A 14,958-nucleotide genomic window follows, 5' to 3' on the forward strand; every position below is an offset into this window, starting at 1 on the left:
CCATCCCGAACTCAGAAGTGAAAAGCGCCATCGCCGATGGTAGTGTGGGAGATCCCATGTGAGAGTAGGTCGTCGTCAAGCTTTATAATCCAAGAAGCCCCACATAGCCAACGCTGTGTGGGGGTTTTTCGTTCTGGGGCATTGTGGATGGATCGGTTATGGTTTTCCATTTACTTGCGCCTGTCTCGTACCTCGACGCGTCAGCGTAAATGAAAACCCACAACCTTCCCTAATTTCAAACAACAAATTCAATAAATCCTGCTAACCAATTGTAGGTACGCATTTATGCGGAAATGGTTCCGCAGGAACAACGGTTACCGATGATGTTTGGGTTAATCCTCGATGGCATGATTGTGCTTGATTGTCATCAATTCCACCTGCGGCTAAAGCCGCACCTACAAAATTAGCCCGTTTATTCGGAAATGGTTCCGCAGAAACCACGGTTACCGATGATGTTTGGGTTAATCTTTGGATTGCATGATTGTGCTTGATTGTCATCACGTCCGCCTGCGGCTAAAGCCGCACCTACAAAATTAGCCCGTTTATTCGGAAATGGTTCCGCAGGAACCACGGTTACCGATGATGTTTGGGTTAATCTCTGGATTATATGATTGCACTTGGTTGCTGCCAATTCCGCCTGCGGCTGAAGCCGCACCTACAAAAATGATTTTCTGTGTGCGGGTAAAGCTGTATCAAGCGCAATTTATACTGGTTCGTAGGTATTGCGGTATTCGGTGAAGGTTTCTCCAGGCAGAGATCTCAGATAAGCCTGTATATAATTTAATTGCATTTATTTATAGAAAATATCCAAAACATGATTGACCCGGTGCATCTATGAGGACTACAATCAAGTTCGTTTAAAAGAGTTGGCAATATTTATGTCCAGAGTTGCGAATAATACGTCAGTATGTTCGGTCCTGTTAAGTCATAAGTAATACCGAGTTTTTTTAGCACTATATCGTAGATAATATTTTCTACGAGTAAATTAACTTAATCTACAGGATAAACAGACATGTCTGACGTAGTTACTGGTACAGTAAAATTTTTCAACGAAACTAAAGGTTTCGGTTTCATCACTCAGGATCAAGGTCCTGACGTTTTTGTTCACTTCTCTGCAATCAACACTTCTGGTTTCAAAACTTTGGCTGAAGGCCAAAAAGTTGAATTCCAAGTAGCTCAAGGCAAAAAAGGCCCTGAAGCTCAAAACGTTACACCTTTATAAGGTAACGTTGCTGAGGTTTCTCTCAGCAGTGCGAATGCTAAAAAGCGACTTTTAAGTCGCTTTTTTTGTTTTTGTACATGGTTAAAATTATTTTGGGTCTGTGAATTAAGATGGTTTCTGGAGGACGGTATGGCAGCGAAGTCATTACAAGAGCAGCTATTAGGTGCTGGGCTGATTAATAAGAAAAAAGCCAACAAGATAAAAGCTGAAAAGTTACAGCATAAGCAAAAGGTAAAAAATGGCAAAGCGGCACCTATCGATGACAGTGCTCGCCAAGCTGAGCTAAGAAAGCAGCGTGAAGATAAAGCACAAAAAGACCGTGAGTTAAATCTTGAAAAACAGAAGCAGCTTGAGCATAAAGCGATTCAAGGTCAAATCCGTCAGATGATTGAGCAGAATAAGATTCCTAAAGAAGAAGGGGATATCGCTTATCACTTTACTGATGAGAAAAAAGTTAAGCAGTTGTATATAAGCCAATCAATGCATAATGAGTTGAGTCGTGGTCGCCTCGCTATTGCTAAACTCGATGAGAAGTATGAGCTAGTGGCGGAGCCTGTAGCACTTAAAATCAAGCAAAGAGATGAGAGTTACATTTTGGTGTGTAACAATCGTGTAGAAGAAGCTGAGGATGAAGATGATCCTTATGCTGACTTTAAAATCCCTGATGATTTGATGTGGTAGTCCTTTATTTCATGAAAGTGGGCAAATTAATGTCCACTTTTACTTTTTTATCTTCCTAATATTCCATTTTCTCCTTTTGTCTTCTGCCTTTTTGCACATTTCTAAAGTGTACTTTTACGATTACATTGCACTATGTGTCGCAAAAGTGACATCTTCTAAGCCACTGTTTTACACATTTCCTTCTCTATTTTTGTAACTCTATGATTTTGTTGAAAATATAGAATTGCTATTTATCTTTATTCGATTCTATTTCCTCTTTTTTTAACTTTTCTCAAAAAAAATGAACAGATAAAGGTAAGAGCATGCAAGTAACATCCAACTTATTGTCAAATTTGTAGAAATGTTTAGATTAAATAGCTGTTGCTTGCGTGTATCGAGCATTCATTAGAAAAAAAGTAAATTGCATCTATTAAAGGGAAACGAGAATGAAAAAATCAATTATTGCTCTTGCTGTATCTAGCGCAGCATTGACCTCTGTATCTGCTATGGCAGCAGAAGGTTCTACATTTGATGTATACGGTAACATCCAGTATGCAATTACTGATACTGAAGGTGCTGGAGATTTCGAAGATAACGGCTCTACTCTAGGTGTACAAGGCGATACAAAAATCAATGATGATCTAACGGCTTTCTTCAAGTATGAGCTGGAATTTGATGCTGACGAAGATGGCGACGACGATAACGAAGCGAAACTGGACCAAGCATTTGTTGGCTTGCAGGGTAACTTTGGTAAAGTAAAAGTAGGTTCTTTTGATAGCATTTATGGTGACGCTATCCAAGATTCTGTTGACCAGTTTGATTACATCGGTTTTGCTGGTTCTTCTACTACAGAAGAAGGCGATACTATTGCTTACTTCTCTCCTTCATTCAACGGCTTTGAATTCCAAGTTTCTTCACAAGTTAATACTGCTGAGGGCGAAGGTAATGCTACAACAGCTGTAGCTAAGTACAGTGTTGATGCACTGACCATTGCGGCAGGTTATGACTCACTTTCTGATGATGCTGAAGAAACCGTTGGTTTTTCTGTCGGCTATCAAGTAACTCCAGCGCTATCTGTCTCTGCGAAAGTTGAGAGCAATGACGACCAAGATATTACTGGCTTGTCTACTCGTTACGGTTATGGCGCAGGAGATCTTTACGCTTCTGCACAAGTTGTCTCTGAAGATGGTACTGATGATTATAACGAATATGCTGCAGGTGTTAGTTATAGTCTTGCTGCAAATATGTATGTATTTGGTGAGCTAGGTCAAACTGGTTCAGCTGAAGACACTACTTCTGCAGTAGGTGTTTACTACGGTTTCTAAGGTCGTTTAGCGATTTTATTTACTCTAGGGCTTTTCGTGCTTAGGTGCGAAAAGCCTTATGTTAAATACGATCATTCAAGGTTCCATATTTCTTCTTTAATAGCAGATTGTTGGAACATTCCTTGGCATCAGATGGCAACATCTGGTGCCTTTTTTATGCTGTTCTGAACCTCAATAAAGAGCTTGATTGTTATTTGATCAAAACGTTAGACTTTAACGTTTACAGTTTATTGGGGATGGCTATGATTAATATGGATTTTAGTAAATTTGTTTTAATACATACCTCCCAACAAGATTGGCAGTTAAGCCCAATGGCTGGTGTTTCGCGCAAGCCGTTAGCTCGAGCTGAAGCTGAAAGAGGTCACGCTACGAGTTTAGTTCAATACGAAGCAGGTTCGTTGTTTCGTCCCCATCCTCACCCACTGGGCGAAGAAATCTTAGTGCTCGATGGAATTTTTTCTGATGAAAATGGTGATTATCCAGCAGGAAGTTATTTTAGAAACCCGCCGGGCAGTAGTCATGCCCCCTATAGTGAGGAAGGATGTCTGTTATTTGTTAAGCTACACCAATTCCAAGAAACGGATTTGAATTCCTGTTTGAATCCACCGGTTCATTTTTGGCATGGTGAAGACGTGGCAAGTGCATTGCTTTATCGCTTTGGTCAGGAATCTGTTTGGTTGGCGCGGATGAGCCCTGAGGTTAATTTGCTTTTATCGTTAGACCTCTCTGCGAATATTGAAGTTTTTGTTATTTCTGGTGAAGCCGTTTATGGTAATTTTGAGCTTCAAGCAGGTAGTTGGATGAGAGAGCCAAATTTTCACAGTGATGAATGGCAGGTAAAGTCTTCAACTCTGCTATGGATAAAATCAGGACATTTTTGAGTTAAGGAGTACCAGATTAAATGAGTAGCGCAAATATTAGTTGTATTGTTGCCAAACAAGAAAGAGTTTACTTGCCCGTTGAGGGGAGTGAGCAATTTTTCCCTGTAGGTCGAGTGTATTGCGTTGGTCGTAATTATGCTGCTCACTCGAGAGAGATGGGGGATGATCCTGATCGAGACCCACCATTCTTTTTTGCCAAGGATGCTTCATGCGTGTTGCCGGTTGCATTTTCGACTCAGACGGATTTGCCTTATCCTATGGCTACTGAGCAGTTTGAATATGAAGTAGAGCTGGTTGTCGCAATAGGAAAAGGTGGTAAAAATCTTTCTATTGAGCAAGCGCAAGACAGTATTCTAGGCTTTAGTGTTGGTCTTGATATGACACGTAGAGACTTACAAACCCAAGCTAAGAAGAAAGGTCGCCCCTGGGAGGTAGGTAAGTCTTTTGATTTGTCTGCTCCAATGAGTCCTATAGTCTTAAATAATAGTACTGTTGCAAAAGACCTTGCTAAGGCTGAAATCGTTTTGCAGGTAAACACCGAGGTAAAGCAAAAGAGTGATATTTCTCACCTTACTTGGTCGATTGAAGAAGTAATTTGTAAGCTGTCTGAAGTCTTCGAGTTGCGTCCTGGTGATCTCATTATGACAGGAACCCCAGAAAATGTTGGTGCTGTGAAGATTGGGGATGTCATGGATGCCAGTATTGAGCATTTAGGTTCAATCAGTCTTAAGGTTACTGATTAAACTCATGAAAGCTTTGCTGTAAGGCCTGTGTTTTAAGGTGTTGGCGCTTTTTTAGAAAGTGAAGCGCCACTTCAGCTGTGCACAGGCCGTCCTCTTTTTGATTACGACGTTTGCTAAAGACAGATGTCTCACCGCTAATTTGATAATGCATTAAGTCTTGTAAGTAAGGTGATTGGTTATACATCTTTCGAGCTTGCTGCCAGGTTCCATCAATGACAATGATGTGCTCTGCGTTAAGAGCATCATCTTCATGAGCTCGTTTAGAGGTATCATCTGTTAAATACACTAGGATGGTTCTCTCTTTAGGAAGCCTAAGAATTTCGTTTGGTGGGCATACTCTTGACCAAGTGACGACCTCGCATTCTTCCATTAGATGTTGCTTAACGAGCGGGCCTGTCGCGCTGGTTTTTTTAAGCTCTTCGCTATGAGTGAGTAACCAAATTTTCATACTTGTATCTGCTTGCCCCAGAAAAGAAAAGCCCTGCAAAAGCAGGGCGTAAATACTAGGGTAAAGCTTATAAGAAATTACTCTTTACTGACAGATCCAATTTTGTGAATAGACAAGTCAGCACCATTAAATTCATCTTCTTCGCTTAAGCGTAGACCGTTGATCGCTTTAATTGCCCCGTACACAACTAAGCCACTAGCGGTCGCGAAGACAACGCCCGTGAAAGTACCTATGATTTGCGAGGTAAAGCTAACACCGCCTAAGCCTGCAAAGCTCTCTAAGCCAAAGATACCTGCCGCAATACCACCCCAAGCGCCACAGATACCGTGTAAAGGCCATACACCAAGAACGTCATCGACTTGCTTGAATTTTTGTTGGATCAAGGTGAACAACCAAGTGAATAGTGCTCCAGCGACTAAGCCTGTTACCAGCGCTCCGATTGGATGCATAATGTCTGAGCCTGCACAGATGGCTACGAGTCCAGCAAGGGGGCCGTTATGAATAAAACCTGGGTCATTTTTACCTAAAATCATGGCTGCTACGATACCGCCAACCATCGCCATCAATGAATTGACTGCTACTAAGCCACTGATACCATCTAGGGTTTGGGCTGACATGACGTTAAACCCAAACCAACCAATGCAAAGTATCCAAGCACCCAAGGCAAGAAAAGGAATGTTGGATGGGGCAAAAGCAACGAGTTTGCCATTACGAAAGCGGCCGTTACGAGTGCCAAGTAGTAAAATTGCCCCAAGAGCTACCCAGCCACCAAAAGCGTGAACAACTACTGAACCGGCAAAGTCATGAAATGGTGCCCCATAAGTATTCGTCAACCAATCTTGAAAGCCGTAGTTGCCATTCCAAATCAGGCCTTCAAAAAATGGGTAAGCAAGGCCGACAATAATGGCGGCGGAGATAAGCATGGGGTAGAACTTTGCTCGTTCTGCAACGCCGCCAGAAATAATAGCCGGAATTGCTGCGGCAAAGGTCATTAGGAAAAAGAATTTAACTAAGGTATAGCCATTTTGTTCCGCAAGGCTGCTGGCGCTTTCAAAAAAATTGATTCCATAAGCGATTTGGTAACCGACAAAGAAATAGACCAAGGCAGAGACTGCAAAGTCGGTCATTATTTTGACTAAGGCGTTTACTTGGTTCTTGTGTCGAACGGTACCGACTTCAAGAAAGGCAAAACCTGCGTGCATGGCAAATACCATGATCGCGCCTAATAAAATGAAAAATGTGTTTGAGCTTGCTACCAGCATTTCTACTGCGCTTTGGGTTGATATCACGAAATGACTCCTAAAGGTGCACCTATGCGGTGCTGGTTATTGTTTTGCACTCTCTTAGAACTTAATTTTTGTTGTTTTTAGCTCTTTGCTAAGAGAGTCGCAAAAATAAGCAAAAAACATTCCATTTTCGCTTACTTGTGGTGCGGGTGTTTGTTTTTGGTGCTGATGTCGTGTGTTGTTTTGGTGCTTTAGGTGAAAAGCTGTACAAAAGGTTAAAAATTTTTTGGAGCGTAGGAAGAAATATTATTTTATGTTTTGTAAATCTGGGTTTTTATTGGCTTCCTATTTTATTTTTAACGCTTTATTATCATAGGTGTTAGTTTTATTTAATTAATCTAACTTCTATAAGATGGCAAAAGGCTTAATGACTTTTAGCTTAATGAGTAGTTTGTTCTACCAGAACAATTTAAATAAGAATTGAGGTTTGTATGTCAGGTCAGTTAGTTTCAGGTATTGTTAAATGGTTTAACGATGAGAAAGGTTTCGGGTTTATTGAGCAAGATGGCGGTTCCGATGTGTTCGTTCATTTTCGCGCAATTAATGGCACCGGTCGTCGTACTCTTCTAGAAGGCCAAAAAGTAAGCTTTGAAGTCACTCAAGGTCAAAAAGGTCCTCAAGCAGAGAATGTAACAATAGTTGAATAACTTTTGCCTTCTTTGTTTAAAAAGCCATGTTCTTGAGCATGGCTTTTTTATGCCCGTAATTTAAGGGAGTATTTGTGTTACCAGTATTATATTCATTTCGTCGTTGCCCCTATGCGATACGAGCTCGCTATTGTTTGGCCTTGTTGCAAGTACCTGTTGCCTTGAGAGAGGTTGTACTTAAAGATAAACCAGCGCAACTACTTGCCTTAGGTGGTCGTACCACGGTTCCTCAATTGATCGATACGGATGGCCGAAGATATGAAGAGAGTGCAGATATTATGCACTTTGCTTTGTCGCAAAGTAAGTTAGAGAATCGTGTACTTCAGTTATGGCCAACTGATAGCAGGCTTAACTTTAAAATTCATGCTTGGATTAATTACAACGACAACCATTTTAAGTATTGGCTAGACAGGTACAAATATGCTGATCGCTACCCAGAACACAGCGAAGAGCATTATCGTAGTAAAGCTTGCGTGTTTTTACATCGCCTAAATGAGCGCTTAAACCAACAATCATTTCTACTCGGTGAAGAGATTAGTCTAGCGGATATTGCGGTCTTTCCTTTTATTCGTCAATTTTCTGGCGTGGATGCGACTTGGTTTAATAATAGTGAATATGATGCGGTAAAGGCTTGGTTAAAGAGGTTTCTAGATTCTAAGGTATTTGAATTGGTAATGAAAAAATACCAACCTTGGCAAAGTGGGCAGGAAGAGATTGTTTTCCCATAAGATAAAAGGCGTATATTCCTTAACGTGGGATATACGCCGGGTTATTATTAGTCAATTAGACCAAAGGTTATCCAGTATAAGAAGCCTGGATCCGCATCGCTTGGTAAACTTAACGCAATGAAATTCCCCGACTCATCTAAATACTCAGTGTTTGGGTAGTTGTTTTGTAATACGCTGATATTTAGCTTGGCCAAATCTTCTTGATTCAAATCATAGTAAGACTGCACGCTAATGGCTAAAGCCCTTTCAACAGCTAAACTGCTCGGATAGTGTTGGATGACTTCTTGGCTGCGTCGTAAAGCAGAAAGAGGCGCTTGGCGCTTAAGGTAGTAAAACGCAACCTGAGTCTCATGTCTGGCTAGAATTTCACGTAAGTGCTGCATTCTTGCTTTTGCATCTGGCGCATATTGGCTATTTGGGTAGCGTGCCAATAAATCCCCTAATTCATTGAAGGACTGTGTGAACTCCTTTGAATCTCGATCACTAGGGTCAATGTTCAGATAGCGTGCGACTAGAGTCTGAGTGCCTGTATAGGTAGACAGCGCACGCATATAGTACACATAATCTAAAAGCTCATGATTAGGATAGTTCTTGATGAAACGGTCGGCAGTAGCATGTGCTGCAATATACTCGCCCGCTTCGTATTGAGCGTAAATAAGATCTAGTTCTGCGCGGGTGCTGTATTCCCCAAAAGGATAGCGAGAATCCAAATCTTTTAAGTGCTTAATGGCTGTGACGGGAAGATTGTCAGCAATGGCTTGTTGAGCTTTATCGTAGTAAACCTGCTCAGGAAGGTCTGGTTCGTGGACTGGCTTGCTAGAACAAGCGACGACAAGCAAAGAAAAACTAATGATTCCGACGAATCGGAGCAACGAGTGATGAAATCCCATGTATAATAAAAACCTTGGTAAAGTAGTAGATTGGCCTCAATCGGCATTTGTAGCGTTATATTACGAAAAAAAATGAAGAACAAGGCGCTACACGTTTTTTTCACATTAGGCCCCTATGATACTTTCTAGAGGCCTTGAACAACAAGCATAAGTACATTGTATGGCAGAGCGCATAGTAAAAGAAGCCCAGGTACCGTTCGATTTGAGCGGCAACCGATTTGATCAAATCGCGACAGAACTTTTTAGCGATTATTCTCGTTCGAGAATAAAAATTTGGATCAAAGAAGGCGAGCTAAAAGTAGATGGCAAGGTGACCAAACCTAAAGAAAAGTTGTTTGGTGGTGAAGTGGTTTCATTGGATGTCTTGATTGAAGATCAAGAAGACCATGAGGCTCAGGACATGCCATTGGATATTGTCTATGAAGACGACGATATCATCATTGTTAATAAGCCTGCGGGTTTAGTGGTCCATCCTGCAGTAGGTAACCGTGATGGTACCTTGATGAACGCCATCTTGCACCATGCACCAGAAACCGCTCATATTCCAAGGGCTGGTATCGTGCATCGCTTAGACAAAGACACCACAGGTCTTATGGTGGTAGCCAAAACACTGGCGGCTCAAACGGATCTGGTTGCGCAATTGCAAGAACGCAGCATGGGGCGCGAATACGAAGCCATCACGATTGGTGTGATGACAGGTGGCGGCATAGTCGATGAGCCTATTGGTCGTCACCCTCATAATCGCCAGAAACAAGCGGTAGAACCTGTTAATGGTAAAGATGCCGTAACACACTACCGTTTAGTGGAGCGCTATAAAAATCACACACACGTGCGCTTGAAGCTGGAAACCGGCCGAACCCACCAAATTCGTGTGCACATGGCCTTTATTCAATACCCGTTAGTGGGTGATCCGCAATACGGCGGTCGCTTAAAAATGCCTAAGGCTTGTTCTCCGGAATTGCAGGAATCCTTACGTCACTTCCGTCGCCAAGCCCTGCATGCGAAAAAGCTTGAATTGGCTCACCCAATCACTGGGGAGTGGATGGAGTGGGAGATTGACTTGCCTGAAGATATGCAGCAACTGCTCGCTTCTCTTAAAACCGATATGGTTGAATCAGGCAGTAACGATTCAGAGTATTTCTAGCCAACAGATAACTACAATGCAGTCTCAGTATCTTGGGGCTGCTTCCTTCCTAATCAGCTCCTTTTTTACGAACTCATAAACTTAGAGTTTGCTGATCTCTTTTCCTCCTTCGATATCATTGCATTCTCTCCAAGTCTGTTGAGTCGTAAAAAACTGGTAAAAAAGTTGTCGGTATGGCGCTTAAGTTGCTAATGTCTCTCATTATTTCTATCCCTAATCTCGCCTTTAATAAGGTTCTACTATGACAAGTACAAAGCGATTTTTAACGCCTGAATGGCCTGCACCTACGAATGTTAAGGCTTATGTGTCGACCCGTTTAGGGGGTGTAAGTGAGGGAGAGTTTGACTCTCTTAATCTTGGTGGTCATGTGGGAGACAAGCCCGATCATGTAGCCCAGAATCGTTATTTATTTGCTCAAGCTATTGCCATGCCGGACTCCCTTGTTTGGTTAAACCAAGTGCATGGTACAGGTGTAAAAAAACTACCTTCTTCTTGTAGTGATGTCACCTCGGATGCGGCGTTCACCGCCACTCAGCAGCAGGTGTGCGCGGTCCTGACGGCAGATTGCCTACCGGTACTTTTCTGTAATCTTGCTGGGACACAGGTGGCAGCTGCCCATGCAGGCTGGCGAGGGCTTTGTGAAGGCGTTATAGAACAAACCTTGATGGCATTTGAAGGGCAAGAGGTTATGGCTTGGCTTGGGCCTGCCATAGGGCCAGAGGCATTTGAAGTAGGCCCTGAAGTGCGTGAGGCTTTTATGGAGAAAGACCCAGAAGCCGAGCAGGCTTTCACACAAAAAGATAATGGAAAGTGGTTGGGGGATTTGTATCTGTTAGCCAAGCAGCGCCTTGCCATGGTGGGTGTGACCAATGTATACGGAGGCGAGTTTTGTACTTACCTAGAAAAAGACCGTTTTTACTCCTATCGTCGTGATGGCAAAACAGGCCGAATGGCATCGGTTATTTGGTTTGAAGAGTAATTCACTCGCGTAAATATTGGACTGTCAAAAAAATGACACCCTGCTATTGAAAAGTAACTTTTTGGGCCTATTAAAGGCTCATAGAGTTACTCAACCTTATTTGTAGTCAGGAGGTCACCATGAGAATCGACCGTTTAACCAGTAAGCTTCAACTAGCCCTATCAGATGCCCAATCTGTCGCACTTGGGCACGATCACACCTATATCGAACCTGTGCATATTCTGATTTCTTTGCTGGACCAGCAAGGTGGCAGTGTGCGACCTATCTTGCAGCAAGCTGGTCTTTCTGTAGGCAGTTTCCGTGAAAGTTTGAATGGATTACTGACGCGACTTCCACAAGTACAAGACCATGATGGCAATGTACAGATGTCTCCAGAAGTGGGCCGTTTGTTAAACCTTGCTGATAAAGAAGCGCAGAAACGCAAAGATCAGTTCATATCATCCGAATTAATGCTTATGGCTATGTTTGATGGCAAGGATGATCTAGCCAAAGCGCTTAAGGCTTCCGGCATAACCAAAGCTGATATCTCAACCATAATTGATCAAGTACGTGGTGGCGATACAGTTAACGACCCTAATGCTGAAGAAAATCGTCAAGCTCTGGACAAATATACGGTAGATGTAACCGAGCGCGCTGCCCAAGGCAAGCTCGATCCAGTGATTGGTCGAGATGATGAAATTCGTCGAACTATTCAAGTGCTGCAGCGTCGCCGTAAGAATAATCCAGTATTGATTGGTGAGCCTGGGGTGGGTAAAACCGCCATTGTGGAAGGGCTTGCTCAGCGTATTATCAATGGTGAGGTGCCCGAGGGGCTAAAAAATAAGCGAGTCTTGTCGTTAGATATGGGCACCTTGATCGCTGGGGCAAAATACCGTGGTGAATTTGAGGAACGTCTTAAAGCAGTATTAAGTGAGCTCTCTAAGCAAGAAGGCCAGATTATTCTCTTCATTGATGAAATACACACCATGGTCGGTGCCGGTAAATCAGAAGGCTCTATGGATGCAGGCAATATGCTTAAACCTGCACTGGCTCGTGGTGAGCTGCATTGTGTGGGCGCCACAACCCTAGACGAATATCGACAGTATATTGAAAAAGATGCTGCCCTTGAGCGTCGTTTCCAAAAGGTGCTGGTGGAAGAGCCAAGTGTGTTGGATTCCATTGCGATTCTACGGGGTCTAAAAGAGCGTTATGAAGTGCATCATGGGGTCGATATTACTGACTCGGCTATCATCGCAGCAGCCAAGCTTTCACAGCGCTATATCACGGATCGTCAATTGCCAGATAAAGCCATTGATTTGATTGATGAAGCTGCCAGCCGTATCCGTATGGAAATGGACTCTAAGCCAGAAAATATGGATCGTTTAGAGCGTCGTCTCATTCAGTTAAAAATAGAGCAAGAAGCGCTTAAGAAGGAAACAGATAAAGCCTCTAAACAGCGTTTAGTTGAATTGTCAGAGGAAATCGCCAGTCTACAAAAGCAGTTTAGTGATTTAGAAGAGATTTGGAATTCCGAAAAAGCCGCTGTGCAAGGGGCGCAGAAGCTAAAAGAAGAGCTCGAAGCCGTTCGTCATGAAATGGAAGAGGCACGCCGTGAAGGTAATCTGGCTAAAATGTCGGAACTTCAATACGGTATTATTCCAATGCTGGAAACGGAAATTGAGAAAGCCAGCCAAATGGAAGAAACCACTGAAATGCAGTTGCTTAAACGCCGAGTAACGGAGGAAGAGATCGCTACCGTTGTTTCCCGTTGGACTGGCATACCAGTGGATAAAATGCTCGAAGGGGAGCGTGATAAGTTATTAGCTATGGAAAGTGCCTTGCATCAGTCGGTGATAGGGCAAGAAGAAGCGGTTTCAGCGGTCTCTAATGCGGTTAGGCGCTCACGCTCAGGTTTAGCTGATCCTAACCGCCCAAATGGCTCTTTCTTGTTTCTAGGGCCTACAGGGGTGGGTAAAACAGAGTTGTGTAAATCACTGGCTCGCTTCTTGTTTGATACCGAGCAAGCCATGGTACGTATCGATATGTCCGAATTCATGGAGAAACATTCCGTGGCACGTTTAATCGGTGCGCCACCGGGTTATGTTGGCTATCAAGAGGGTGGTTATTTAACCGAAGCAGTACGTCGTCGGCCATACTCTGTGTTACTGCTCGATGAGGTTGAGAAAGCTCACCCTGATGTGTTTAACATCCTATTGCAAGTGCTGGATGATGGTCGCTTAACGGATGGTCAGGGCCGCACAGTAGATTTTAGAAATACAGTTGTAGTAATGACTTCAAATCTAGGCTCAGATGTCATTCAAGATTTCCGTTCTAATGAGCAATATGAAGAGATTAAATCTCGAGTCATGGACGTGGTGTCAGGGCATTTCCGTCCTGAGTTCATCAACCGTATTGATGAAACGGTAGTGTTTCATCCATTACTGCAGTCTCAAATTAAGGGTATCGCCAGTATTCAGTTAGCTCACTTGAATCAGCGTTTAGAAGAAATGGGCTTGACCCTAGAGCTTGGTGAGCAAGTGCTGGATAAACTCTCTGAGGTGGGTTACGACCCAATCTACGGAGCGAGGCCTTTGAAACGTGCGATTCAACAGTGGATTGAAAACCCATTGGCGAACGATCTGCTGGCGGGTAAATTTTTGAGTGGTGACCAGATTAAAGCGCAAGTAAAAGATGAGCTTATTTGCTTTAGTAAATAGTAAAAGTCATGCAGTGAGATATAAAAAAACCTCTAACTGTCTAGGTTAGAGGTTTTTTGCAATTAAATCGGTCGCGATTAAATGTCTACTGTTACACCGATAAAGTAGCCTGAGTTTTTAGATTCTGTATTTTTAACTTCTTGCTCAATGCTACGGTAACCTGCTTCAACACCCACTAAGAAAGGCGTGCTGTACTGGACTTTGAAAGTTTCATCCGTAATGGTTACATCGCTAAAAGATGAAACAGTTTTGGATTCAGCAGCAATGGTGATGCCTGTTCCAGGGATATCAATAGTAGCGGCAAGATATAGCATAGGAATTGCTGATTCACTGATAGAGGTTGTACTTCCACCAACATCGTAGTCCATTTCAAGATTACGGACGGTTAAACCACCTTCAACACCTACCCATAGTAGCCCTAGACCATAGTAGCCTGTGATGTCTTTCGTTTCGATGTCTAGCTTAGCCGTAGAAGAAACGCCAGCAGTTGTTGATGTGCCTGTCGTGCTTAGGCTGAAGGCGTCAACACGGACGTTTGGAATAAGTGGGATAAAGTGTTGCACATCCGCACTAAAGTATTGGCCTGACTCATCTTCAAGATTGAATTCAGAACTGTCATTAGTTGTCAGTGTGTTTTCAGATTTAAAGATACCAAATTCAGCGTTAGCGCCAAGTAGATCGGCATAAGCAGTGTTGGCACTAAGAACAGCAGTTACAGATGCGAGTAAAAGGGCTTTTTTCATTTTCATAAATCCATATTTTAGAAACAGAAAGGTTTAGACACATTATAGGTTGTGTACAAACAAAATCCAGATAAATAAAGAATATGAAGGAAAGAAGATTTTCTGGCTGGGGTAGCAGGATTCGAACCTACGCATGACGGGATCAAAACCCGTTGCCTTACCGCTTGGCTATACCCCAATAGAAAAGAATTAGAATGGTGGCTATGACTAGATTCGAACTAGTGACCCCATCATTATGAGTGATGTGCTCTAACCAACTGAGCTACATAGCCTAATTCTGTGTGACGATGGCTGGGGTAGCAGGATTCGAACCTACGCATGACGGGATCAAAACCCGTTGCCTTACCGCTTGGCTATACCCCAATTATCGAATTGGTGGCTATGACTAGATTCGAACTAGTGACCCCATCATTATGAGTGATGTGCTCTAACCAACTGAGCTACATAGCCATGTCTGTGGCTGGGGTAGCAGGATTCGAACCTACGCATGACGGGATCAAAACCCGTTGCCTTACCGCTTGGCTATACCCCAACAGACACACACAAAAACAGTTTTCGTAAAACGA

Annotated in this window: 15 protein-coding genes, 5 tRNA genes and 1 rRNA gene; 11 read left to right on the forward strand and 10 right to left on the reverse strand. The window is 42.9% G+C overall.

What is annotated here, in order from left to right; genetic code table 11:
- Positions 1-81 (forward strand): 5S ribosomal RNA (gene rrf, locus ACUM5Y_RS15355); the annotation flags it as partial.
- A gap of 180 nt (positions 82-261) precedes the next feature.
- Here rrf and ACUM5Y_RS15360 read toward each other — a convergent pair.
- The gene (locus ACUM5Y_RS15360) at positions 262-498 is read right to left on the reverse strand and encodes a hypothetical protein (protein WP_445977756.1); all 237 of its coding nucleotides are present in this window, start codon (positions 496-498) and stop codon (positions 262-264) included.
- A 514-nt stretch (positions 499-1,012) separates the two neighbouring features.
- Between ACUM5Y_RS15360 and ACUM5Y_RS15365 the strand changes: the two genes are divergently transcribed.
- The 5 genes from ACUM5Y_RS15365 (at position 1,013) to ACUM5Y_RS15385 (ending at position 4,831) form a co-directional block, all read left to right on the forward strand.
- Positions 1,013-1,222: a cold-shock protein gene (locus tag ACUM5Y_RS15365; protein WP_012071288.1), complete on the forward strand. Its 210-nt coding sequence runs from the start codon at positions 1,013-1,015 to the stop codon at positions 1,220-1,222.
- 129 nt (positions 1,223-1,351) lie between these two features.
- Positions 1,352-1,903 (forward strand): DUF2058 domain-containing protein, encoded by a 552-nt coding sequence (locus ACUM5Y_RS15370; protein ID WP_445977757.1) that lies wholly within the window; start codon positions 1,352-1,354, stop codon positions 1,901-1,903.
- A 425-nt stretch (positions 1,904-2,328) separates the two neighbouring features.
- Positions 2,329-3,207, forward strand: a complete 879-nt coding sequence (locus tag ACUM5Y_RS15375; RefSeq protein WP_445977758.1) for a porin — start codon at positions 2,329-2,331, stop codon at positions 3,205-3,207.
- A 122-nt stretch (positions 3,208-3,329) separates the two neighbouring features.
- Positions 3,330-4,088 carry a cupin domain-containing protein gene (locus tag ACUM5Y_RS15380; protein ID WP_445977759.1) on the forward strand — a complete coding sequence of 253 codons (759 nt, stop codon included), beginning with the start codon at positions 3,330-3,332 and terminating at the stop codon, positions 4,086-4,088.
- Between the two features lie 20 nt (positions 4,089-4,108).
- Positions 4,109-4,831 carry a fumarylacetoacetate hydrolase family protein gene (locus tag ACUM5Y_RS15385; protein WP_445977760.1) on the forward strand — a complete coding sequence of 241 codons (723 nt, stop codon included), beginning with the start codon at positions 4,109-4,111 and terminating at the stop codon, positions 4,829-4,831.
- Here ACUM5Y_RS15385 and ACUM5Y_RS15390 read toward each other — a convergent pair.
- Complete coding sequence (locus ACUM5Y_RS15390; protein WP_445977761.1) at positions 4,821-5,279, reverse strand: tRNA-uridine aminocarboxypropyltransferase; 459 nt, start codon at positions 5,277-5,279, stop codon at positions 4,821-4,823. The genes ACUM5Y_RS15385 and ACUM5Y_RS15390 overlap by 11 nt on opposite strands.
- 77 nt (positions 5,280-5,356) lie before the next feature.
- Entirely contained in the window at positions 5,357-6,568 is a 1,212-nt protein-coding gene (locus ACUM5Y_RS15395; protein ID WP_445977762.1) for an ammonium transporter, read from the reverse strand.
- Positions 6,569-6,996: 428 nt separating this feature from the next.
- Between ACUM5Y_RS15395 and ACUM5Y_RS15400 the strand changes: the two genes are divergently transcribed.
- Together ACUM5Y_RS15400 and ACUM5Y_RS15405 are read left to right on the forward strand one after the other, a co-directional pair.
- Positions 6,997-7,212, forward strand: coding sequence for a cold-shock protein (locus tag ACUM5Y_RS15400; RefSeq protein WP_445977763.1), 216 nt, complete (start codon positions 6,997-6,999; stop codon positions 7,210-7,212).
- A 74-nt stretch (positions 7,213-7,286) separates the two neighbouring features.
- Positions 7,287-7,940 carry a glutathione S-transferase gene (locus ACUM5Y_RS15405; protein WP_445977764.1) on the forward strand — a complete coding sequence of 218 codons (654 nt, stop codon included), beginning with the start codon at positions 7,287-7,289 and terminating at the stop codon, positions 7,938-7,940.
- A gap of 47 nt (positions 7,941-7,987) precedes the next feature.
- Here ACUM5Y_RS15405 and ACUM5Y_RS15410 read toward each other — a convergent pair whose 3' ends face one another.
- Complete coding sequence (locus tag ACUM5Y_RS15410; protein ID WP_445977765.1) at positions 7,988-8,830, reverse strand: outer membrane protein assembly factor BamD; 843 nt, start codon at positions 8,828-8,830, stop codon at positions 7,988-7,990.
- 160 nt (positions 8,831-8,990) lie between these two features.
- Between ACUM5Y_RS15410 and rluD the strand changes: the two genes are divergently transcribed.
- From rluD to clpB, 3 genes are all read left to right on the forward strand, one after another.
- Positions 8,991-9,974, forward strand: coding sequence for a 23S rRNA pseudouridine(1911/1915/1917) synthase RluD (gene rluD, locus ACUM5Y_RS15415; protein WP_445977766.1), 984 nt, complete (start codon positions 8,991-8,993; stop codon positions 9,972-9,974).
- A gap of 241 nt (positions 9,975-10,215) precedes the next feature.
- The gene (gene pgeF, locus ACUM5Y_RS15420) at positions 10,216-10,953 is read left to right on the forward strand and encodes a peptidoglycan editing factor PgeF (protein WP_445977767.1); all 738 of its coding nucleotides are present in this window, start codon (positions 10,216-10,218) and stop codon (positions 10,951-10,953) included.
- Between the two features lie 119 nt (positions 10,954-11,072).
- A complete protein-coding gene (clpB, locus tag ACUM5Y_RS15425) occupies positions 11,073-13,649 on the forward strand; it encodes an ATP-dependent chaperone ClpB (protein WP_445977768.1) in 2,577 nt (858 codons plus the stop codon).
- Between the two features lie 77 nt (positions 13,650-13,726).
- Here clpB and ACUM5Y_RS15430 read toward each other — a convergent pair whose 3' ends face one another.
- The 6 genes from ACUM5Y_RS15430 to ACUM5Y_RS15455 all read right to left on the reverse strand — a co-directional run bounded on the left by ACUM5Y_RS15430 (position 13,727) and on the right by ACUM5Y_RS15455 (position 14,924).
- The gene (locus ACUM5Y_RS15430; protein WP_445977769.1) at positions 13,727-14,392 is read right to left on the reverse strand and encodes a TIGR04219 family outer membrane beta-barrel protein; all 666 of its coding nucleotides are present in this window, start codon (positions 14,390-14,392) and stop codon (positions 13,727-13,729) included.
- A 103-nt stretch (positions 14,393-14,495) separates the two neighbouring features.
- A tRNA-Gln gene (locus tag ACUM5Y_RS15435) sits at positions 14,496-14,570 on the reverse strand.
- A 17-nt stretch (positions 14,571-14,587) separates the two neighbouring features.
- A tRNA-Met gene (locus ACUM5Y_RS15440) sits at positions 14,588-14,664 on the reverse strand.
- Positions 14,665-14,680: 16 nt separating this feature from the next.
- A tRNA-Gln gene (locus ACUM5Y_RS15445) sits at positions 14,681-14,755 on the reverse strand.
- 10 nt (positions 14,756-14,765) lie between these two features.
- A tRNA-Met gene (locus ACUM5Y_RS15450) sits at positions 14,766-14,842 on the reverse strand.
- A 7-nt stretch (positions 14,843-14,849) separates the two neighbouring features.
- Positions 14,850-14,924 (reverse strand) — tRNA-Gln (locus ACUM5Y_RS15455).
- Positions 14,925-14,958 lie beyond the last annotated feature (34 nt).

Source organism: Marinomonas dokdonensis (genome assembly GCF_052747885.1).

Coding starts and splice junctions, on each gene's coding strand:
- ACUM5Y_RS15375 (WP_445977758.1), top strand. CDS start 2,329: ATGAAAAAATCAATTATTGCTCTTGCTGTATCTAGCGCAGCATTGACC.
- ACUM5Y_RS15390 (WP_445977761.1), bottom strand. CDS start 5,279: ATGAAAATTTGGTTACTCACTCATAGCGAAGAGCTTAAAAAAACCAGC.
- rluD (WP_445977766.1), top strand. CDS start 8,991: ATGGCAGAGCGCATAGTAAAAGAAGCCCAGGTACCGTTCGATTTGAGC.
- pgeF (WP_445977767.1), top strand. CDS start 10,216: ATGACAAGTACAAAGCGATTTTTAACGCCTGAATGGCCTGCACCTACG.
- ACUM5Y_RS15365 (WP_012071288.1), top strand. CDS start 1,013: ATGTCTGACGTAGTTACTGGTACAGTAAAATTTTTCAACGAAACTAAA.
- ACUM5Y_RS15385 (WP_445977760.1), top strand. CDS start 4,109: ATGAGTAGCGCAAATATTAGTTGTATTGTTGCCAAACAAGAAAGAGTT.
- ACUM5Y_RS15370 (WP_445977757.1), top strand. CDS start 1,352: ATGGCAGCGAAGTCATTACAAGAGCAGCTATTAGGTGCTGGGCTGATT.
- ACUM5Y_RS15430 (WP_445977769.1), bottom strand. CDS start 14,392: ATGAAAAAAGCCCTTTTACTCGCATCTGTAACTGCTGTTCTTAGTGCC.
- clpB (WP_445977768.1), top strand. CDS start 11,073: ATGAGAATCGACCGTTTAACCAGTAAGCTTCAACTAGCCCTATCAGAT.
- ACUM5Y_RS15400 (WP_445977763.1), top strand. CDS start 6,997: ATGTCAGGTCAGTTAGTTTCAGGTATTGTTAAATGGTTTAACGATGAG.
- ACUM5Y_RS15360 (WP_445977756.1), bottom strand. CDS start 498: ATGACAATCAAGCACAATCATGCAATCCAAAGATTAACCCAAACATCA.
- ACUM5Y_RS15410 (WP_445977765.1), bottom strand. CDS start 8,830: ATGGGATTTCATCACTCGTTGCTCCGATTCGTCGGAATCATTAGTTTT.